General features: G+C 42.5%; 24 protein-coding genes. All 24 read right to left on the bottom strand.

The genetic code is table 11. The features are described 5' to 3' along the window. On the bottom strand, positions 1–409 hold a 409-nt coding region (locus AN618_RS06740), incomplete at its 3' end, for a sodium ion-translocating decarboxylase subunit beta (protein ID WP_187694892.1). Positions 410–442: 33 nt separating this feature from the next. Continuing rightward, positions 443–838 (bottom strand): biotin/lipoyl-containing protein, encoded by a 396-nt coding sequence (locus AN618_RS06745; protein ID WP_066353394.1) that lies wholly within the window; start codon positions 836–838, stop codon positions 443–445. Positions 839–888: 50 nt separating this feature from the next. Beyond that, a complete protein-coding gene (locus AN618_RS06750) occupies positions 889–1,254 on the bottom strand; it encodes an OadG family protein (protein ID WP_066353395.1) in 366 nt (121 codons plus the stop codon). 22 nt (positions 1,255–1,276) lie between these two features. Beyond that, positions 1,277–2,830 carry an acyl-CoA carboxylase subunit beta gene (locus tag AN618_RS06755; RefSeq protein WP_066353397.1) on the bottom strand — a complete coding sequence of 518 codons (1,554 nt, stop codon included), beginning with the start codon at positions 2,828–2,830 and terminating at the stop codon, positions 1,277–1,279. A gap of 15 nt (positions 2,831–2,845) precedes the next feature. Further along, positions 2,846–3,247, bottom strand: a complete 402-nt coding sequence (gene mce / locus AN618_RS06760; RefSeq protein ID WP_066353400.1) for a methylmalonyl-CoA epimerase — start codon at positions 3,245–3,247, stop codon at positions 2,846–2,848. A gap of 7 nt (positions 3,248–3,254) precedes the next feature. Then, positions 3,255–4,193 (bottom strand): methylmalonyl Co-A mutase-associated GTPase MeaB, encoded by a 939-nt coding sequence (meaB, locus tag AN618_RS06765; protein ID WP_066353401.1) that lies wholly within the window; start codon positions 4,191–4,193, stop codon positions 3,255–3,257. Positions 4,194–4,210: 17 nt separating this feature from the next. Further along, positions 4,211–4,612: a coenzyme B12-dependent isobutyryl CoA mutase small subunit gene (icmB, locus tag AN618_RS06770; protein WP_066353402.1), complete on the bottom strand. Its 402-nt coding sequence runs from the start codon at positions 4,610–4,612 to the stop codon at positions 4,211–4,213. Between the two features lie 15 nt (positions 4,613–4,627). Further along, a complete protein-coding gene (locus AN618_RS06775; protein ID WP_066353403.1) occupies positions 4,628–6,307 on the bottom strand; it encodes an acyl-CoA mutase large subunit family protein in 1,680 nt (559 codons plus the stop codon). 127 nt (positions 6,308–6,434) lie between these two features. Further along, a complete protein-coding gene (locus AN618_RS06780) occupies positions 6,435–7,682 on the bottom strand; it encodes a Glu/Leu/Phe/Val family dehydrogenase (RefSeq protein WP_066353404.1) in 1,248 nt (415 codons plus the stop codon). 37 nt (positions 7,683–7,719) lie between these two features. Continuing rightward, positions 7,720–8,256, bottom strand: coding sequence for a 2-oxoacid:acceptor oxidoreductase family protein (locus AN618_RS06785; protein WP_066353406.1), 537 nt, complete (start codon positions 8,254–8,256; stop codon positions 7,720–7,722). Positions 8,257–8,259: 3 nt separating this feature from the next. Then, the gene (locus AN618_RS06790; protein ID WP_066353407.1) at positions 8,260–9,078 is read right to left on the bottom strand and encodes a 2-oxoacid:ferredoxin oxidoreductase subunit beta; all 819 of its coding nucleotides are present in this window, start codon (positions 9,076–9,078) and stop codon (positions 8,260–8,262) included. Beyond that, positions 9,071–10,219, bottom strand: coding sequence for a 2-oxoacid:acceptor oxidoreductase subunit alpha (locus AN618_RS06795; RefSeq protein ID WP_066353408.1), 1,149 nt, complete (start codon positions 10,217–10,219; stop codon positions 9,071–9,073). Before AN618_RS06795 ends, AN618_RS06790 begins: the two co-directional genes overlap by 8 nt. Continuing rightward, positions 10,212–10,421, bottom strand: coding sequence for a 4Fe-4S dicluster domain-containing protein (locus AN618_RS06800; RefSeq protein ID WP_066353409.1), 210 nt, complete (start codon positions 10,419–10,421; stop codon positions 10,212–10,214). The genes AN618_RS06795 and AN618_RS06800 overlap by 8 nt, the downstream gene beginning before the upstream one ends. Before the next feature lie 147 nt (positions 10,422–10,568). Continuing rightward, the gene (locus AN618_RS06805; RefSeq protein ID WP_066353411.1) at positions 10,569–11,381 is read right to left on the bottom strand and encodes a PHP domain-containing protein; all 813 of its coding nucleotides are present in this window, start codon (positions 11,379–11,381) and stop codon (positions 10,569–10,571) included. Between the two features lie 56 nt (positions 11,382–11,437). Continuing rightward, positions 11,438–11,698, bottom strand: coding sequence for a stage V sporulation protein S (locus AN618_RS06810; protein WP_066353413.1), 261 nt, complete (start codon positions 11,696–11,698; stop codon positions 11,438–11,440). Between the two features lie 88 nt (positions 11,699–11,786). Then, positions 11,787–12,563 (bottom strand): TIGR00282 family metallophosphoesterase, encoded by a 777-nt coding sequence (locus AN618_RS06815; RefSeq protein WP_157081654.1) that lies wholly within the window; start codon positions 12,561–12,563, stop codon positions 11,787–11,789. Between the two features lie 57 nt (positions 12,564–12,620). Continuing rightward, entirely contained in the window at positions 12,621–14,159 is a 1,539-nt protein-coding gene (gene rny, locus AN618_RS06820) for a ribonuclease Y (protein ID WP_083515096.1), read from the bottom strand. 222 nt (positions 14,160–14,381) lie between these two features. Further along, the gene (locus tag AN618_RS06825; protein WP_066353416.1) at positions 14,382–15,056 is read right to left on the bottom strand and encodes an AAA family ATPase; all 675 of its coding nucleotides are present in this window, start codon (positions 15,054–15,056) and stop codon (positions 14,382–14,384) included. A gap of 11 nt (positions 15,057–15,067) precedes the next feature. Then, a complete protein-coding gene (locus tag AN618_RS06830) occupies positions 15,068–15,310 on the bottom strand; it encodes a hypothetical protein (RefSeq protein ID WP_066353417.1) in 243 nt (80 codons plus the stop codon). A 3-nt stretch (positions 15,311–15,313) separates the two neighbouring features. Then, a complete protein-coding gene (locus AN618_RS06835; RefSeq protein ID WP_066353419.1) occupies positions 15,314–16,765 on the bottom strand; it encodes an AAA family ATPase in 1,452 nt (483 codons plus the stop codon). Continuing rightward, positions 16,766–17,773, bottom strand: a complete 1,008-nt coding sequence (locus tag AN618_RS06840) for a metallophosphoesterase family protein (protein ID WP_066353420.1) — start codon at positions 17,771–17,773, stop codon at positions 16,766–16,768. 1 nt (position 17,774) lies between these two features. Continuing rightward, a complete protein-coding gene (recA, locus tag AN618_RS06845; protein WP_066353421.1) occupies positions 17,775–18,809 on the bottom strand; it encodes a recombinase RecA in 1,035 nt (344 codons plus the stop codon). A gap of 64 nt (positions 18,810–18,873) precedes the next feature. Continuing rightward, positions 18,874–19,422 (bottom strand): RNA 2',3'-cyclic phosphodiesterase, encoded by a 549-nt coding sequence (thpR, locus tag AN618_RS06850; protein WP_066353422.1) that lies wholly within the window; start codon positions 19,420–19,422, stop codon positions 18,874–18,876. Continuing rightward, positions 19,410–20,672 carry a competence/damage-inducible protein A gene (locus AN618_RS06855; RefSeq protein ID WP_066353423.1) on the bottom strand — a complete coding sequence of 421 codons (1,263 nt, stop codon included), beginning with the start codon at positions 20,670–20,672 and terminating at the stop codon, positions 19,410–19,412. Before AN618_RS06855 ends, thpR begins: the two co-directional genes overlap by 13 nt. Between the last annotated feature and the right edge of the window lie 8 nt (positions 20,673–20,680).

The raw sequence follows: 20,680 nt of genomic DNA on the forward strand, positions 1-20,680 counted from the left end.
TGCCTATGGATGCGGCTTCTTTTACGTTAAATCCCAAAAGGGTTGCGCCGAGAAAGGTGATGAATATGCCAAGTTGTGCTGCCGCACCTAGAAGAAGACTCTTGGGGTATGCTATTAAAGGGCCGAAGTCGGTCATAGCGCCCACCCCCAGGAATATGAGGGGTGGAAATACACCCAGTTTTACCCCCTGGTATATCCAGTATAGAAATCCTCCGGGTTCCATGAGGCCAGCTACCGGTATGTTGGCCAGCATCATACCGAAGCTTATGGGGACAAGTAAAAGCGGTTCGTATTTTTTGACTATTGCAAGGTACATTAGGATGAAAGCTATGCAAAGCATAACAAGCTGCTGAGGTGTGACGTTAAAATATCCGGTGGTTTTGAAAAAGTTTATTATTTGATCTAGCACCTTGTTTCTCCTCCCCATCCCCGCTTCTTGGCTTTATTCCATAACAGCCAAAATGTCGCCGGTGTTGACGGTGGCTCCTTCGGTCACTTCTATAGAAAGAATCGTACCGTCCTGCGGGGCGAGAATTTCGTTTTCCATCTTCATGGCTTCAAGGATCATTATCACCTGGCCTTTTTTGACGATACTACCTGGTTTTGCTTTTATGGAGAAGATCGTTCCGGGCATCGGAGCGTTTATGGTGAGTTTACCCGCTGGCGCTGCTTTTTTGGGTGTGGCTGCAGGTGCGGGAGCAGGTTCTTCTTTAGCCTTTGGTGCTTCAATAGTGGAAACAGAAGGCGTTTCCTTTTTTGGTGCGGGGGCAGATGCTGTTATTTCTTCCACTTCGACTTCGTAAGTTTTTCCATTTACTGTGATTCTATATTTTTTCATAGGTAAATCTCCTTTCCGTTGTTGATTATTTTATTTATCGGCGGTAGAAATTACTCCATTGGATTGAATCTTGATTCCATGCCCCAGGCAGGGGTCCTTTCGTGAATCCGTCTGATGAATCCTATTTTTATCTGGTCGACAGGCTTTTTAAGGTATGCCGAGAGGGCTGCCGTTATTACTGCCACCAGTTCTTCTTCATCTTCTTCATTTTCTTCCTCTTTTCTTTCCTGAGGAGTTATTTCTTCTTTATTACGGCCTGGCAATGTTTCTACCTTTTTTTTGTCAGCCGGCTTATAAAATATGACCCGCATAAAGTCTAGAAGAAGGGAGAGTACATATAGTGAGATGAGGGTTATCCCCATGCCTAGAAAACCTGTTTTTAGCGATTCTGCAAGACCTTTGGTAAGATTGCTCATTTTTCTTCATCCCCTTCCCTCTTTAGACGGGCATGTTGCCGTGTTTCTTGGCCGGGCGCTTCTCCCTCTTGCTCGCCAGCATCTCTAACGCGCTTATCAGTCTTATCCTGGTGGTTGAGGGCTCTATTACGTCGTCAACGTATCCCCTCTTGGCTGCCTGATAAGGGTTTGCGAATTTGTCCCGGTATTCTTCTATCTTTTCCTTCCTCGTGGCTATGGGGTCCGCCGATTCTTCTATCTCTTTTTTGAATATTATGTTGGCCGCCCCTTCTGGTCCCATTACGGCTATCTCGGCGGTGGGGAATGCGAATACCTGGTCGGCTCCAAGGTGCCTCGAGCACATGGCTATATACGCCCCGCCGTAAGCCTTTCTAACTATTACTGTTATCTTCGGCACGGTGGCTTCGGAGTAGGCATACAAAAGTTTTGCGCCGTGCCTTATTATGCCGCCGTGTTCCTGGGCTACTCCGGGTAGATACCCAGGGGTATCGGTGAAGGTTATCAATGGGATGTTGAAGGCGTCGCAGAAGCGCACAAACCTTGCCGCTTTGTCGGAGGCGTTAATGTCTAGGCAGCCCGCTAGAACTTTGGGTTGGTTGGCAAGTATGCCCACGCTCCTTCCGTTGAGCCTGGCAAAGCCGGTTATCATGTTTTGCGCATAGTGCGGCTGCACTTCGAAAAAGTCACCGTCATCAACTACTTTTTTTATCAGCTCTTTCATATCGTAGGGTTTGTTAGGGTCAGTCGGTATCAGTGTGTTCAGTTCTTCAATGACCTTGTATGCTTCATCGCTGGGTTCTACGTAGGGCGGATCCTCCAGGTTGTTGGACGGTATATAGGATAGAAGCTTTTTTATGCTTTCTATGCATTCTTCTTCGCTTGATGCCAGAAAATGGGCCACTCCGCTCTTGGTGTTGTGGGCAAGGCCGCCACCCAGCTCTTCAGGGCTCACTTCTTCGCCGGTCACCGCCTTAATTACCTGCGGGCCGGTGATGAACATCTTGCTTATGCCGTCTACCATGAAGATGAAGTCGGTGAGTGCCGGTGAGTATACGGCGCCGCCGGCGCATGGGCCCAATATCACAGATATCTGCGGTATGACTCCCGAGGCCAGGGTGTTCCTGAAGAATATTTCGCCGTAACCTTTTAACGCATCTACGCCTTCCTGGATCCTCGCTCCGCCGGAATCGTTCAGGCCTATTAAGGGCGCTCCCATCTTCATGGCCATGTCCATGATCTTGCATATTTTTGCGGCGTGCATTTCGCCAAGGGAGCCACCTATTACGGTGAAGTCCTGGGCAAAGACGAAGACTAATCTGCCGTTTATGGTGCCGTAGCCTGTGACCACGCCTTCGCCGGGGGCTTTTGTGTCCGCCATGTCGAAGTCAATGCAGCGGTGTTCCACAAAGGCGTCGATTTCCACGAAGCTTCCTTCATCGAGCAGCTTTTCTATCCTTTCCCGGGCTGTGAGCTTTCCGCTTTCGTGCTGCTTTTTTATCCGCTTTTCTCCGCCGCCCAGCCTTACCTCTTCCCGTTTTTGCCTCAGTATCTCAAGTTTTTGTTCCATCGTTTCCATATCCTTCCTCCCCTTTTACCTCTCGCATAGTTCTATTAAAACGCCGTTAGTGGATTTGGGGTGGATGAAGGCTATTTTCGCTCCTCCGGCACCGTATCTCGGTTTTTCATCGATTAGCTTTACTCCCTTTTGTTTGAGTTCTTCCAGGGCTTTTTCTATGTCATCTACCCGAAGGGCTATATGCTGTATACCTTCTCCCCTTTTTTCTATAAATTTTGCTATGGAACTTTCGGGATCGGTGGCTTCCAAAAGTTCAAATTCGCTTTCTCCCACCGGAATAAAGGCTACCTTAACTTTTTGATCCTGGACCTCTTCTATGCCATGCATTTCAAGTCCCAAAAGTTCGGTGTATATTTTCGATGCCTCTTCTATACTTTTTACGGCTACGCCAATATGATCTATTTTCAAGGTTTTCATATATTTACTATTCCCCCTTTATAATGCTTTGTAAAAGTTTTTCCATAGCTGTATAAGGATCGATCACTTTATTTGATATATCCTTTAGCAAAGTTTCTATAATATCCCCTTTTTCTTGAAATATCATTTTGCTGATGTGAAATTTTATTAGTTCCATGAATTTTTCCCGTGTTTTTTCCTTCCTTTTTTGCTCCAGCAAACCTTTATTTTGGATGTAACTGAGATGTTCACTTATTTTTGCTTCCAGTTCGTCGATACCTATACCAGTGGTGGCAACGGTTTTTATTATCGGAGGTTTTAAATCGAATTCTTTCTGGGAGAGGTCCAACATCATTTCTATTTCGGTAACAAGTTTATCGGCACCTTCGCGGTCAGATTTGTTCACGGCGAATATATCGGCGATTTCCATTATTCCAGCCTTTATAGCCTGTACATCATCGCCAAGTCCCGGTACAAGAACCACTACCACCATATCGGCTACTTTTACTATGTCTATTTCCGTTTGTCCTACTCCGACTGTTTCGATGATTATGTAATCCATGCCAAAGGCGTCCAACACGTTAACGGCGTCATAGGCAGCTTTTGCTATTCCTCCAAGAGATCCCCGGCTTGCCATGCTTCTTATGAAGATACCCGGGTCAAGGGTTAAATCCTGCATCCTTATTCGGTCTCCCAATAAAGCGCCACCTGTGAAAGGGCTGGTGGGGTCTACTGCTATAATCCCCACCGTTTTGCCCTTTGCTCTCATTTTTTTGGCTAGTTCGTTTACGAGACTGCTTTTCCCAGCTCCTGGAGGTCCTGTTATACCTATGATGTAAGAATTGCCCGTATGCTTGTAAAGTTTTTTTAGAGCATCTATAGCTTTTGGGTCTTCTCTTTCTATAAGAGTGATAAGCCTTGCTGCAGTTTTCTTGTCTTTTTTAAGTATTCCCTCTACTAGTTCCAAATTTCACACCCCTAACTTTATTTCTTCACGTTGTTCTTTATGAAATCTATTATTTGAGAAATAGGGGTGCCAGGGGTGAATATTTCGGCGATGCCGCATTCTTTAAGGAAAGGAATATCTTCGTGCGGTATTACCCCGCCGCCGATTACAAGTATATCGTCGATACCCCTTTCCCTCAAAAGTTCCATTATCCTTGGAAAAAGTACGTTGTGAGCACCTGATAATATAGAAAGACCTATTACATCTACATCTTCCTGTATAGCTGCTTCCACAATCTGTTCGGGAGTTTGACGGAGTCCGGTGTAAATAACCTCCATACCCGCGTCACGTAAAGCTCTTGCGATTACTTTTGCTCCCCTGTCATGACCGTCAAGGCCGGGCTTTGCGATTAAAACTCTTATAGTCCGTTCTCCCTGCATCTTTATTCACCCCCTCTAGAAACTTACTGTAGCTTTGTATTCGCCGAATACTCGGCGCAGAGCATCACATATCTCGCCCAACGTTGCATACGTCTTTACGCAGGTTATAATGGTCGGCATTAGATTCTCATTGGACATTGCCTTTTTGGAAAGTTCCTCTAAAGCATTCTTTACAGCCAAATTGTCCCTCGTAGCCTTTAATTTGCTGAGTTTTTCCTTCTGGATCTTTTCTACTTCGGGATCTACCTTCAATAGGTTCTTTGGAGGTTCTTCTTCAATTTGGAATTTATTTACTCCTACCACTATCCTGCGGCCTGATTCTATCTCCTGCTGATACCTGTAAGCGCTGTCCTGAATTTCCTGCTGTATGTAGCCTTTTTCTATGGCCTTAGGTGCACCGCCCAGTTCGTCTATTTTCTTTATATATTCCATCGCTTTTTGTTCTATAAGGTTCGTCAGGTGTTCCACATAGTAGGAACCTGCCAGCGGATCTACGGTTTCCGTTACTCCGCTTTCGTAGGCTATTATCTGCTGCGTTCTCAGGGCTATCCTTACCGACTCTTCAGTTGGCAGGGCTAATGCTTCGTCTCTGGAATTGGTGTGCAGCGATTGAGTTCCTCCTAGAACGGCCGCTAAGGCCTGTATTGTGACGCGCACTATGTTATTGTCGGGCTGCTGGGCCGTTAACGTCGAACCGGCCGTCTGAGTATGGAAGCGCAGCATCATGGATTTTGGATCTTTTGCCTTGAAGCGCTCCTTCATAATCTTCGCCCATAGCCTCCGGGCTGCCCGGAATTTCGCCACTTCCTCGAAAAGGTCGTTGTGTGCGTTGAAGAAGAAGGATAACCTGGGTGCAAATTCGTCCACATCTAGCCCTGCTTTTATGGCAGCTTCAACGTAGGCTATGCCGTTGGCAAGGGTAAAGGCCACTTCCTGGACAGCCGTTGCACCCGCCTCTCTTATATGATAACCGCTTATGCTGATGGTGTTCCATTTGGGCACGTGCTTCGAGCAGAATTCAAAAATATCGGTAATAAGCCTCATCGAGGGTTCAGGTGGGAATATGTAAGTTCCCCGTGCTACGTATTCTTTCAATATATCGTTTTGAATGGTACCCGAAAGCTTATCGGAGCTTACTCCCTGCTTTTCTGCAACTGCTATATACATGGCAAGAAGTATGGCGGCAGGTGCGTTTATGGTCATGGATGTGCTGACTTTATCCAGCGGTATTCCGTCGAAAAGGGTTTCCATGTCCTTTAGGGAATCTATGGCTACTCCCACTTTACCTACTTCGCCCTGAGCAAGAGGATGGTCGGAGTCATACCCTATCTGGGTAGGCAGGTCGAAAGCGACGCTTAGACCAGTCTGACCTTGAGATAGCAAATACTTGTATCTTTTATTGGATTCTTCTGCCGTTCCAAAACCGGCATACTGGCGCATGGTCCACAGGCGTCCCCTGTACATGGTGGGTTGTATTCCGCGGGTAAAGGGATACTCGCCCGGGAATCCCAGGTCTTTCATGTAATCCATTTCCTGCACATCTAATGGTGTATACAAGCGGTTTACTTCTAAATTGGAACCGGTGTGAAATCTTTCGTATCTCTCTGGCGTCTTTTCTATTACTTTTTTAACAGTAGAATTTTCCCATCTTGCCTTCTCCTGTTCAAGTCTTTCGAGGGATTCCTTGTCAAACATCAACAGCCCTCCCAGTTTATGCTTTCAAATATTATTATTTTCTATATAAATCGAGAAAATCCTTTATTTTTGGTTTATATTTTCAATCCCTCCCCAAAGTTTTCAGGGAGGGATTGAAGAAAATTTACTATACCCATCCTCTTAGCTTTAACGCCTCGGCAATCCTCTTAATAGCCAGCATGTAAGCGGCTTCTCTCATGTTAACACTGTACTGTTCATGGATATCAAAAACTTCGTTGAAAGCTTTAACCATGATTTGTTCAAGCCTGTTGTTTACTTCTTCTTCGGTCCAGTAGAAGTTCATCAAGTTTTGGACCCATTCAAAATAGGATACTGTGACGCCACCTGCATTGCAGAGTATATCCGGTATTACCAAAATACCCTTTTTGTATAGGATTTCATCGGCTTCCGGTGTTGTCGGGCCGTTTGCCGCTTCACCTACAATTTTTGCCTTTATGTTGGCTGCATTGCTGCTGGTTATCACGTTCTCCAAAGCGGCTGGCACCAGTATATCTACATCAAGCTCCAACAGTTCCGCTCCCGATATATCTTTGCTGCCAGGAAAACCTTTTACGGTTTTATTTTTCTTTTTATATTCATTAACTGCTTCGGGATCTAAGCCATCGGGATTATAAGCACCACCCTGGGAATCATTTACGGCAACTATTTTGCATCCTAATTCATGTAAAAGTCTTGCAGCGACGCTGCCGGCATTTCCGAATCCTTGAATTGCTACAGTGGCTTTTGTAAGATCTAAACCGATTTTTTTCGCCGCTTCGCGAATGGTGAAAGTCACTCCCCTAGCGGTTGCTTCGCTTCTCCCTAAAGAACCTCCTAAAACTATGGGTTTTCCAGTTACCACACCAGGAGTATTATAACCTTTCAGCTGGCTGAATTCATCCATAAACCATGCCATGACCTGCGCATTTGTATAAACATCAGGAGCGGGTATATCTTTTTCAGGCCCGATTATGGGACTTATTGCCCTGAAATAACCGCGACTTAATCTCTCTAATTCTGATTTAGACAATTCTTTTGGATTGCAACGGACACCACCTTTGCCGCCACCGTATGGAATGCCTACGACTGCGCATTTGAAAGTCATCCATGCAGATAGGGCTTTTACTTCGTCCATGGTAACATCGGGATGAAACCTTACGCCGCCTTTTGCGGGGCCCAAAACTGTGCTGTGCTGGGAACGGTAACCTATAAAAGTTTTTATGCTGCCGTCGTCCATCCTTACAGGGATCGATACGGTCAGGACCTTTTCGGGCTCTTTAAGAATTTCATAAACCGATTCTTCGAGTCCTAATTTGTCACACGCAGTTTTAATTTGTTTTTGCACGATCTCGAATGGATTTAGGGTTTCAGCCATAAAAAAGCCTCCCTTTTATTTTTTATAAAAAAGTATTTTAGGCTAATTTTTCGGCCAGACTGCAACCTGCGTAAAAGGCCTTTAGGTTCAAATCCTCCGTCCCTTTTGGAACTCTACTTAAAATCGCTTTTTCTGCCGCCTGCCGCGATACTACTTTCGTCAACTCAGTAATTACTCCGACAGCTACTATATTAGCCACCATACTTTTGCCGATATCTTTTCTGGCAGTTTCAATAATTGGCAGCTGTATTATTTTATTTGAAGTATCTTCTTTCTTTATTGATGAATCCAATATTATTATTCCATCTTCAGCCATGTTGTCTTTAAATCTATTGAACGCTTCATTGGTTAAGGCCAGCAGGATTTGTGGCCGCGTAACCTTTGGATAGTCGATTTCACTGCTGCTTATTACTACCTCTGCGCGGCTCGCACCACCCCTTGCTTCGGGACCGTATGATTGAGATTGCACCGCATTTTTGCCGTCCAGAATGGCGGCTTCAGCCAATATAATCCCTGCTAAAATAAGCCCCTGTCCTCCTGAGCCGCTAAGCCTTATTTCGATCCGTTCTTCCACCGTTCATTCCTCCCCTTGTGCTCGCTTAATTATTTTCATATACTCTTCGGTATATTCCGGAGCATTGATTTCCGCGAATTCTCCTATAACTATCTTGCTGGCCAGTTCTTCTTTTGACATCTTCTCAGCTGCTTTTGCAGAAACCGTATTGTCTCTCAACATTTCCATCATTCTTACGGGAGAACCTAGTTTGTTTTTGCGGCCGAAATAAGTAGGACAAGTGCTTATTGTTTCTACAACCGAAAATCCCTTGTGCAGAAGGGCTTTCTCGATAAATTTTATAAGTTGCGGCACATGATAAACCGTTCCTCTTGCTACATAGGTGGCGCCTGCTGCTTCTGCCAATTTGCATAGATCAAAGTTTCTATCTATGTTCCCGTAAGGAGCGGTTGTAGCGTACGCGCCCACGGGAGTTAAAGGAGAATACTGGCCGCTTGTCATTCCGTATATGCTGTTGTTGAACACGATAGTTGTTATATCTATGTTTCTTCTGCAGGCGTGTATAAAGTGATTGCCTCCAATAGCTGCACAATCGCCATCTCCGGTCAACACTATCACTTTGAGTTCGGGCCGTGCAAGTTTTATACCTGTTGCGAAAGCCAGCGCTCTACCGTGAGTGGTATGAAGGGTATTGAAATTTAAGTATCCGGGCGCCCGAGATGAACATCCGATTCCTGATACGATGCATATTTTGTCTTTATCCAATTTTAAATTATCAATAGCTCTTACCAACGCACCTGTAATTATCCCGTTACCGCAGCCGGGACACCAGATATGAGGCAGTTTATCTATTCTATAATATTTTTCCAGACTTTTACGCATTTTTATTTACCTCCCGAACCTTTGCGATGACTTCGTCGGGACTCATCAATTCTCCGTTATATTTATTAAGCCCGAAAATGTTAAACTTGCCCTCGCAAGCTGCTTCAACTGTTTCTATTAATTGTCCGAAATTCATTTCGGCTACAATTACATTTCGGACAGTCGATGGCAATTCCCGAAATGCTTTTCTGGGGAACGGCCATATTGTCTTCAAACGTATTAAACCAACTTTTTCCCCTTCGCTTCGCAATATTTTGACAGCTCTTATGGCAGAACGAGCAGTGGATCCGAACGAAACTATTACGGTTTCGGCATCTTCTGTGAAATGCTTCTCATATTCCACTATATCGTCTATGTTGTTGTAAATTTTCCTCATCAATCGCGTTATCAAATATTCCGTAACTTCTGGTTTTGTGGAGGGAAAACCAGTTATATCGTGGATAAGACCTGTAACGTGGTAGGGAATACCTTCTCCAAAGTTTACCATAGGAGGTATTCCGTCGCCGTCGTAGTCCTGATATGGGTTGTAATGGCTAATTTTCGATAAATCAGGCTTCTTCCTGTTTATAATCTTTAATGAGGCCGGATCAGGCAGTTGAACTTTTTCCCTGAGATGTCCTACAACTTCATCCATCAAAAGTATGCACGGCACGCGGTATTTCTCCGAAAGATTAAAAGCTCTTACTGTCAAATCGAAAACTTCCCTGACGTAAGAGGGAGAGAGCACTATAATGGGGTGATCACCATGTGTTCCCCACCTGGCCTGCATTACATCTCCTTGGGCTGGCAAAGTGGGTTGCCCCGTACTGGGCCCTCCCCTTTGAACGTTGACGATAACGCACGGCACTTCGGTAAGACATGCGAAACCGATGTTTTCCTGTTTTAAAGAGAATCCCGGACCGCTAGTAGCTGTCATTGCTTTAAGACCTGCAAGCGAAGCTCCGATTACGGCTCCCATGCTGGCTATTTCATCTTCCATCTGTATGAACTTCCCGCCGACTTTGGGGAGCTTTTCGGCTGCAAGCTCGGCTATTTCGGTAGAAGGAGTTATAGGATAGCCGGCATAGAATCGCATACCGGCGGCTATAGCCCCTTCAATACACGCTTCATTACCTTGCATTAATCTTGGCATACTACTCATCGCTACCCTCTCCTTCGACGACTATGGCAAAATCAGGACACCTCAATTCGCATAGCATACATTTTATACACGCTTCCGGATTTGCCACAACAGGTCTATCATTGTCTGAAGAAAACACTTTTTTGGGGCAAAAAGCAATACAAATTCCGCATTTCTTGCAGGCTCTTTCGTCAATACTGATTCGGACCGATCCTCCAGGCACTTTATCACCCCGTTTCTACATAACTCAACATTTTTCTACACTGTATTATGTATTCTAGACAATAGAAAAATATCCTTCTGTATTTTGAGAAAAAAAATAAATATACTAAAAAACCTGAACTATTGTATACACAGCGTATTTTTGGACTCAAATACGTTTTTTTAGTTGTTTTAGTTGAGCCACATATTCATAAGGAACGGGTTGACTCCCCATTATTAAAGGTTTACCGTGACAGTCAGATCCTCCGGTCATCAACAATCCGTATTTTGCAGCAATGCTTTGGTAGTATTGTACCTTTTCCTCATCGTGGTCCTTGTGGTAAACCTCGATCCCTTGAATACCGTAATTTATTAAAGATTTTACTATACTTTGATTTTTTACCTTTCCTGGATGGGCCAGGACCGAAATTCCTCCGCTTTTTTTTACGATATCCACGGCATAGTAAGGCGTTATTTTTTCTCTAGGCACGTATGCCGGTTTTCCCTTATCCAAATAAAACTCGAAGGCTTCTTCTATCGAAGATACAACTTTTTTTTCCACAAGGGCCATGGCTATATGAGGCCTGCCAATGGATGCACAAGATGCCTTTTCACTTATATCTTCAAGGTTTATTTCAATGCCCAAATCTTTTAGTTTTTCAATTATCCTCTTAGTACGTTCTATGCGCTCCTCTTGCAATGCCTTTAGCGTCAATCTCAAAATACTGCTTTTCCAGTCGATATAATATCCCAAAATATGTACTTCCTCATCTAAATAAAATGAGTTTATTTCGATTCCCGGAATTACTTCGAAAGATAAATATTCTTTGGCTCTATTTAAGGCAGGTTCTATTCCTTCCACGGTATCATGGTCGGTAATAGCTATTGCCCGCAATTTCAACGAAAATGCCTTATCAACTACCTGTTCGGGTGTCAAAGTGCCATCGGAATATATGGTGTGGATGTGAAGATCGACTCGCATGGGTTTCCTCCTGCGGCTATGCTAAAATTATTTACTGAGAGGGTTGAATGAAAGCATTATCGGGGTTCAACGATAAGCTTGATAGCGGTCCTTTGCTGACCATCTATTTCAATATCAGTAAAAGCCGGTATGCATATTAAGTCGATTCCGCTTGGGGCTACAAATCCTCTGGCTATGGCTATCGCTTTTACCGCTTGATTTAAAGCTCCGGCACCAATTGTTTGAATTTCAGCTACACCGTTTTCTCTAATCACACCGGCGATGGCTCCAGCTACCGCATTGGGATTGGACTTTGCTGAAACTTTCAATACTTCCATAAATTCATTCCTCCTTGATTATAATTAGCTTATTAAAATTATTCTAGGTGTCTCGGTAAATTCCTGTTTAATTTAACAATAATTTTTATTATTTCATAATTAATCTTTGTATTTTCATGGCAAGACCAGTTGCTACATCAATTTCTACGACAACCGCATTTAACTGAGGTGCCCCTTTTGCCACTTCAAATCTAGTCGGCATTTGAGTTAAAAACTTCCTTATTACAGGCTCCCTTTCAATACCCAGTATTCCGTCATAGGCGCCCGTCATTCCCACGTCTGTGATATAAGCTGTTCCTTTGGGGAGTATCCGCTCATCGGCAGTCTGTACATGGGTATGAGTCCCTGCGACCAGGGAGACCCTGCCATCCAAATACCACCCGAGCGCCTGCTTTTCCGAAGTGGCTTCCGCGTGAAAGTCGACTACAATAATATTGGTGAGCTTTTTTAGCTTTTCAAGTTCTCTGTCGGCCGTTCTGAAAGGGCAATCCAGATCTGGCATGAAAACTCGACCCGATATATTTAAAATCCCTATTTTTACAGTTCCATCTAATTCTATTATTTGCGAACCCCTTCCTGGAGTTCCCGGGGGATAGTTGGCCGGACGCACCATTCTCAATTCTTCTTCTATAAAATCGAAAATTTCTTTATTGTCCCATACATGATTGCCCATGGTTAGAAAATCAATGCCGTATGAAAAAAGTTCTTCTGCTATCTTTTTCGTTATACCATTGCCTCCGGCGGCATTCTCGGCGTTAGCTATTACGAAATCAACCTTGTATTTATTTTTTAATTCAGGCAAAACTTCTTTGATGATCTTTCGACCAGGTCTTCCTACTATATCTCCAATAAACATTATGTTCAAGGTCTTCACTCCTTGCTTTATATATTTGCAAAAAAAGTGCGCAAAACCTGCGCACTTTTATTTTGCGTACTCGGTAGCTCTAGTTTCCCTTATTACATTCACCTTAATTTGTCCCGGATATTCAAGCTCCTCTTCCACTTTTTTTGCGATATTTCTTGCAAGTTCTATGGCGCCCAAATCGTCCACTTCGTCAGGTTTTACCATTATCCTAACTTCGCGTCCCGCCTGAATGGCGTAAGCTTTCTCTACTCCTTTAAAGGAATTGGCAATTTCCTCTAGTTTCTCAAGTCTTTTTATATAAGCCTCCAGCGTTTCGCGTCGTGCTCCAGGCCTTGCAGCCGAGATGGCATCCGCTGCCTGCACCAAAATGGCCTCTATAGTCGTTGGTTCAACGTCATTGTGATGGGCAGCAATGGCATTAACTACTTCTGGAGTTTCACCATATTTTTTAGCAAGTTCCGCTCCTACCAACGCATGAGGACCTTCCATATCCTGGTCCACACTCTTGCCGATATCGTGTAACAAACCTGCTCGCTTTGTAAGCTGTACATCTACTCCCAGCTCGGCTGCCATTGTTGCAGCTAAATGGGCAACTTCTATCGAGTGTTGGAGTACATTTTGTCCGTAACTGGTCCTGAATTTGAGTTTGCCGAGATAACGAATAAGGTCGCTGTGGAGGCCATGAATGCCCACGTCAAAGGTTGCCTTTTCCCCTTCTTCGCGGATAATATTTTCAATTTCTTTTTGGGCCTTTTCAACCATTTCTTCTATTCTCGCTGGATGGATTCTACCGTCTATTATTAACTTTTCAAGGGCAATTTTTGCTATTTGGCGCTTGATTGGATCAAAGGCAGAAAGGATGACGGCTTCGGGGGTGTCATCGATAATCAAATCCACTCCTGTTAATGTTTCGAGGGCCCTTATATTTCTTCCTTCTCGTCCAATTATTCTACCCTTCATTTCATCATTGGGAAGGGTTACAACAGAAACTGTAGTTTCTGCGACATAATCGGCAGCGCATTTTTGAATAGCGTAAGAAATAATTTCCTTTGCCCTCTTTTGAGCTTCCTCTCTAGCTTGCGTTTCAATTTCCTTAATCATCATTGCCGCTTCGTGACGGACCTCTTCTTTTATTTTATTCAACAGGTAATCTTTTGCTTCTTCAGAGGTCATCCCTGAAATTCGCTCAAGTTCGCTCAACTGCTTTTTATAAAGTTCGTTAGCCTGCTCGAAAAGCTTGTTTACCTCAACTTCTTTTTTGGCTATAGCATCCTCTTTCTTTTCCAACATTTCTGCTTTTCTTTCTAAAGCTTCTTCCTTCTGAAAAAGACGTCGTTCCGAGCGTTGAAGTTCGTTTCGCCTTTCTTTTAATTCTCTTTCAAAATCGTTCTTTAACTTCAAAATCTCTTCTTTTGCTTCAACAATCGCTTCCCGCTTAATTGACTCGGCTTTTTCTTGAGCTTCTTTTAAAATTTTTTCTGCTTCTTCTTCTGCTGATGCAATTTTAGCTTCAGCAATGTATTTTCGAAGGAAGTATCCGATGAATAAGGATAATAATCCGGAGATAGCTGCATATATTAGTGTATTGATACCTATTCACCTCCTTAAAAAAGTATCCCAGATATCTAGACATAAAACAAAAAACCGAGGGGAACTCGGTTTTACGTAGGGTAGTGCTCTAAATTTAATTTATTTCGCGCCCCCAAACCTCCCAAGTTTGCTGTGAATAATGTATGAAGCTTCCTGAATTCTATTTTATACTTTTTGTATATTACTGTCAAGCACAAGCCAGCCTTTCCAATTATTGCTTGAATCTTTTTATACATTTTCATTAGCACTGCAAATTGTTACAACACTTTCTCCGTCTTTTAATTCGACTTTGTAGGCTAAGTCAGCAATTTCGCTCAAAAATTGGTTATGGGTGACCATTATTATCTGTCTTTTGAAAACTTTGCTTATTTGTTTTAAAAAATATGCAACGTTAGCTATGTATTCACTGCTTACGTGCTTTGCCGGTTCGTCAAGGATGATGGGGCCGTTTACATAGGTGTTGCTGCATTGTATTATTGCAATTCTCAAAGCTAAAGAAATTACATCAACAATTCCGCCGCCCCTTGCATCTTGCGGTTTTGTTATTACGCGGGTATCTCCATAAGATGAAACCACGTAAAATTCAGCTTCTGGTCTTCCTCGAACTTCGCTGAGTTCTATTTTAAATTCTATATTTTCTCCAAAAATGAATTGCAAACAGCGCGTTACCAACATTTCGATTTGTTGCTTTGCCTGTTCTCGAGCGTAATCAGAGGTCTTTTGGAGTAAAATCCTCACCTTTTCCAGTAAATCGATTTCTTCTTTTAACCTTTCAAGCTGTTTTATTTTATTAGCCTTTTCTTCCTCCAAACTGTCCTTTATGCTTTTCCTTGCCGTGTAGTCCAGTATAAGTTTTTGCGTTCCACTTTCTATTCTTTCGATTAATTCTTCCATTCCCTGCATGGTAGCCACTCCTATAATTCCTCAGGGAGTAATTTTTTGGCTTTTTCTATCAGAGAATTGATTTCCCGGCTCAGATTTTCTATTTCTGTATCTAAATTTTCTGGTTTAACGTTCAGTTTATCAAGCTCATCTAATATCTGCTGTCTTTGCTTTAGGAGTTCTTCAAGGCGAGCTTCGGCCCTATATCTCATTGCCTTGGCTTTGTCTATTTTTGTTTTTAATTCCTGGATTTCCTTTTCGGGATCTACGTTCATTGATCATCCCCCGCTTTTTAATATTTCGGCCGCTATCTGGTCAGCTCTAGCATCATCTATGGAATTCATACAAGTGGGGCACTTTGAAAGTTTTCTTAGAAGTTCAGCATATTTTGATGCGAGTGATGTTAGGTCTTTATTATTTTGCATGATAAAAGCCTGCCCTTTAGTGATGGAAGCTTCGACTTCGTTTAAAGCATGCTTATATGAAATAAGACTGGATAGTTTTTGGTTCAGTGAACTTGCTTCATTTATGAAGTCGTCGAGCTTTTCAATAGATTTAAATTTTTCCAGTTCAAGATTTAATCGGTTTATTTGACTCTCTACTTTGCTTTTCATTTCTTTCGCCTTTTTTAGTTCAGAGAGTTTTTCGCAGCTTCTCTCTAATTGGTTGACTAACGAAACTGTGTGATTTAAATTCCTGGTCTTTTCCAAGACTTTTTTAAATGTCGATATTTCGCTGTCCATTTTTACGATAATTTCTTTTGCTGCTAGCAATTTTTTCAACCGAAGATAAAACTCGTAAGCCTGATTGTGGTAAGATGAGGCTTCTTCTAACTTTTCGGTCTTTTCGATGTTGTTTTGTTCCTTATTTATTTCGTTTTCAATAGATTTTAACCTTAGCTTGCGATCGATGAGATTGGTTTTTACCTTCATAGCGAAATCGATCTTTTCCACAAGGAATTCTGCTTGCGAAACAGTTTCCAGTTTTTTCAAGGTAGCTTGCAAAGTTTTTATTTCGGCGTTGCACGAAGAAAAAGTGTCTTTTATGGTTGTTAATTTTTTATACAACAGATTTTTTTCTTTTAGTTCTTTAACGATACTTTGGAGCGTATCTATTTTCTGTTTCAATAAAGGGAGGTCCTCGTATTCTTTCAGTTTTAAATTTATTTCTTCTATCTCACTTTTAATCGTTTTGCTCTGTTGTTCGGCATTCGACAGGTCGTTGATTGTCAATCTTTGAGCGGCGTCTATAATATGAATTCCTATAAGCCTGCCGAGCACTCTAGCTCTTACACCGGCATTTTCCGATAACAAAAAAGGACCGTCTAGTTGTTCGGCTAAATTAACAGTGCAGGTCGAATCTTTGTCCAAGTATATTTTAGGTATACCGTGAGCTTTGGTGATTTCTACTGGAACCACATTTCCAAAACCTTCAAATATTTGTTTTTTGCCATTTTTTATTAATATATATCTATTTTTATTGTTTGTTCTTTCCCTTGTTATAACCGTTCCGTCATCCATTTCGAGCGTTACGCGACATAAATTGCTACCTACAGATATAAAGTCTGTACCACGCGGTTCGTTATACAAAACCCATTTGAGAGCCCTTATTATGGCGCTCTTTCCCTGATCAGTAGGACCTAATATCACCGTTAAACCTTCGTCAAAAGTAATTTCTGTATTTTTATGGGATTGGAAGTTATTAATTTTAAGTTTTTTTATAAAACCCAATTAGCTCACCTCGTAAATGTCACTGCCATCTTTTTGCGAAAGCATCTCTTGGGCTTTCCCTATTCTGCACAGAGCTTCTTTAACTATTCTGGCGTCCATATTTTGTTTTTTTGCCAACTGTTCCACAATAGCAGTAATGTTTGTAAAATTGTATTCGCCGGTAGAATTTATAACTTGGACAAACTCCGCTAGCTTTTGTTCCCTGAAAGAATTCTCTTCCAGTTTTTTTTGATCAAAAACTTCATGTCCCGGGCGAGCGCATTTTAAAATTCTCTTTTGTACCTCGATCCCATCTTTTGTGACGTTTAACAAAATTACCGCCGGTATTCGCATCAGTTCGGACAGGGTGCCATCAATACGTGCAATACTCCCCGGGTTTATAAAATATTTGTTTTCAATGTTTATGATGCCAAATCCTGCGTGATAGTGGCCGCTTAGTGTTACGTCGGCTTCCGTTGCCAAAATATCTTCTATCAGCGTATGAGAAACCCCCGGGATAAATGGTTTATCGAGAAGCATTCCGTGAACTAAGTGTATTGCGAAATCAACACCTTCATCTTTTTTGATACAATAGGCGAGCCTTTGATTTTCTGAATCTATTCCATAAAAAAAGTGTTGTCCCGTCAGTTGAATTTTGATTCCTCTATCGTTGAAAAATATTTTTTCGCCGGGATTTATCAGTTTAATAATACCAGCAGAATCTAGAATGCCTAACATAGTGCGGCTTATAGTAGAAGGGTTTTGGCCGTATATATCGTGATTGCCAGCTATAGCATATAAAGGTGGCTTTAGGTCTTTCATTAAAACTACAAAATCTCTTACTAAAGATGGCGATACATCGGGTCTGTCGAAAATATCACCTCCATGAAGCACTACGTCAACGTTCTCCTCGTGAGCGATATTAATCAATTCACGTATTTTTTCGCGCAAAGTTTCGTAAAAATTATCCGTACGGCTTTGAGGTCCGGTACCCCTTATGTGAGTGTCGGTGAAAAACAAGAAACGCATATCATGATGTCCCTTCTTTACTGTCATCCGCTTTGTTGGTATCAGGTTTTATAAGATTATATTTTTCCTTCACCTTAAGCTCTATGGCATTCAAAAGTTCAGGGTGTTCCTTTAAATACTGTTTGGCGTTTTCGCGACCTTGTCCGATGCGTTCCTTTTCATAAGAATACCATGCGCCGCTTTTTTGTATTATGCCCGCTTCGGTGGCAAAATCTAAAACACAACCTTCCCTTGATATTCCTTCTCCGTGCATTATATCGAACTCGGCACTTTTAAAAGGCGGAGCAACTTTATTTTTTACAATTTTTACCGAAGCTCTGCTGCCTATAACTTCCTCGCCTTCCTTGATAACGCTGATTTTTCGAACTTCCATCCGCACCGAGGCGTAAAATTTCAACGCTCTTCCTCCGGGCGTGGTTTCTGGATTGCCGAACATGACTCCCACTTTTTCTCTCAGCTGGTTGATAAATATGGCTACCGTTTTTGACTTACTTATGGAACCGGCTAATTTCCTCAAGGCCTGTGACATCAACCTGGCTTGCAATCCTACGTGGGCTTCGCCCATTTCGCCTTCCAGTTCTGCTTTCGGTACTAAAGCGGCGACGGAGTCTATTACAATCACGTCTACGGCACCGCTTCTTACCAGGGCTTCGGCTATTTCCAAAGCCTGCTCTCCTGTGTCCGGCTGGGAAATGAGTAGGTTATCCGTATCGACTCCCAATTTGCGGGCATAGACCGGATCTAATGCGTGCTCTGCGTCTATAAATGCTGCGGTTCCACCGGCTTTTTGCGCTTCGGCAATGATATGTAAAGCCACGGTGGTTTTTCCCGAGGATTCCGGCCCGAATATCTCGATGATTCTTCCCCTTGGTACCCCACCAACTCCCAGGGCAATGTCCAAAGAAAGGGCACCGGTAGGTATGACCTCGACGCTGAATTTGGACTGGGCTTCGCCCAACCTCATTATGGACCCTTTTCCGAATTGCCGTTCAATCTGGGCCAAAGCCATTTCCAAAGCCTTCTGTTTTTCCAACAAAGAAAATCCCTCCAAACACATGTTTTCAACAAATTATATAACAATAAACTTTATGTGTCAAACATTACCCTTTCAGGGCGGTCTTGTAAATCTCAGTGTATACCGGTCCATTTTTAAACAATTGGCTTTTCATGAAATAAACTTCTTTTACTAAAAAAGATGCAGAGAAATCTCTTTTACGTGGGAGAAGAGTTGTATCTACACCGGATTTAATTCTCCCTATTGTGAGGTGCGGAGAAAAGGGTTTAGCGTCAAAATCGATATTTAAAGATCGCAAGGATTCATCTATATCGCGTTTTAAGCTGTAAAGTTCCTCGCTCTTTTGTATCCCTATCCAGAATACTTTTGGATTATTTTCATTGGGGAAAAAACCTGAACCATACAGGTTCAGCACGAATGGGCCATGGCGTAAAGATATTTTTTCCAACGCATCACAGACAAGAGGCACTTTGCTTATCGAAAGTTCACCCATGAAGGCCAGAGTTATGTGATAATTTTCTTCGCTAACCCATTTTATACCCCTCATAAATTTTAAGTTATTCACAAATTGGGAAACATAATTTCTGGTAACGGGGTCAAGTTCTATGGAAATAAAACATCTTACGGTTTCCAAACTTCGTCCTCCTCATGATATTTTAAAAGATTTTTTCTCAAAAGATGCAATGCAGCATTAGCAACCCTTTCTTTTATTTCGGATCTGTTGCCGGAAAAAAAGTGCTTTTCCACGGAACAACCGGAAGAGTCTGCATAGGCAATATATACGAGACCAACAGGTTTTTCTGTTGAACCACCTGAAGGCCCGGCAATCCCTGTTATCGAAAGGCCGATGTCCGTTTTAGAAATCCTCTTTACGCCTTCTGCCATTTCAATTGCCGTTTGCTCGCTTACCGCACCGTATTTTTCTAGAGTTTCACTTCTTACGAAAAGAATCTCCTGTTTAGCTCTATTGCTGTAGGATACTATTGCTCTGTCAAGACTCTTTGAGATGCCGGGAACTTCGGTTAATTTATGGGACATAAGGCCACCCGTGCAGGACTCGGCAATCGCCAATGTTTTATTTTGTTCTAGCAACAACCGGGCGACCACATCTTCTATTTTTTCCTCATCGAAAGCGTAAAGATATTCACCAACTCTTTGTCTTATTTGAGATTCTATAGGGGCAATTAAACTCATAGCTTCTTTTGCACTGCCTGCTTTTGCTGTGATCCTTAAAGTTACCTCTCCCATTTTTGCCAGAGGGGCTATCGTTGGATTGGTTTGATTTTCCATTAAATCTTTGATTTTTTCTTCCAGCGTTGATTCTCCTATCCCGTAAAATTTCAGTACCCTAGAGAGTATTACCGCGGAAGTTTTCTTCGACAGTAAAGGGACTACATAATCTTTAAGCATGGGTTCCATTTCGAATGGAGGCCCCGGGAGCATAATGATCGTTTTTCCATCTTTCTCCAAAATAACTCCCGGAGCAGTACCTTTTTGATTCGGAATGGCCTTTGAACCTTTCGGCAGCATGGCCTGCTTCATGTTGTTTATTGGCATCTCCCTATGCCTTTTTTGAAAATATTCCCGTATTCTATTTAGGCTCTCCTCATCTAATACGAGCGGAATGTTTAAATATTCGGCTATCGTCTCTTTCGTGAGGTCGTCTTGGGTCGGACCCAATCCGCCTGTCAAGATGATAACTTCAGAGCGATTCCATGCAGTGTGAAAAACTTCCATCAAACGTTTTTTGTTATCTCCGACCACTGTATGGTAATATATGTCTACCCCGATTTTTTGCAGTTCCTGAGAAATTATTTGTGCGTTAGTGTTAATTATCTGACCTAATAAAAGTTCAGTGCCTACGCTAATTATCTCCGATTTCATAAAACATC

Source organism: Fervidicola ferrireducens, assembly GCF_001562425.1.
Classification (GTDB): Bacteria; Bacillota; Thermosediminibacteria; order Thermosediminibacterales; family Thermosediminibacteraceae; genus Fervidicola; species Fervidicola ferrireducens.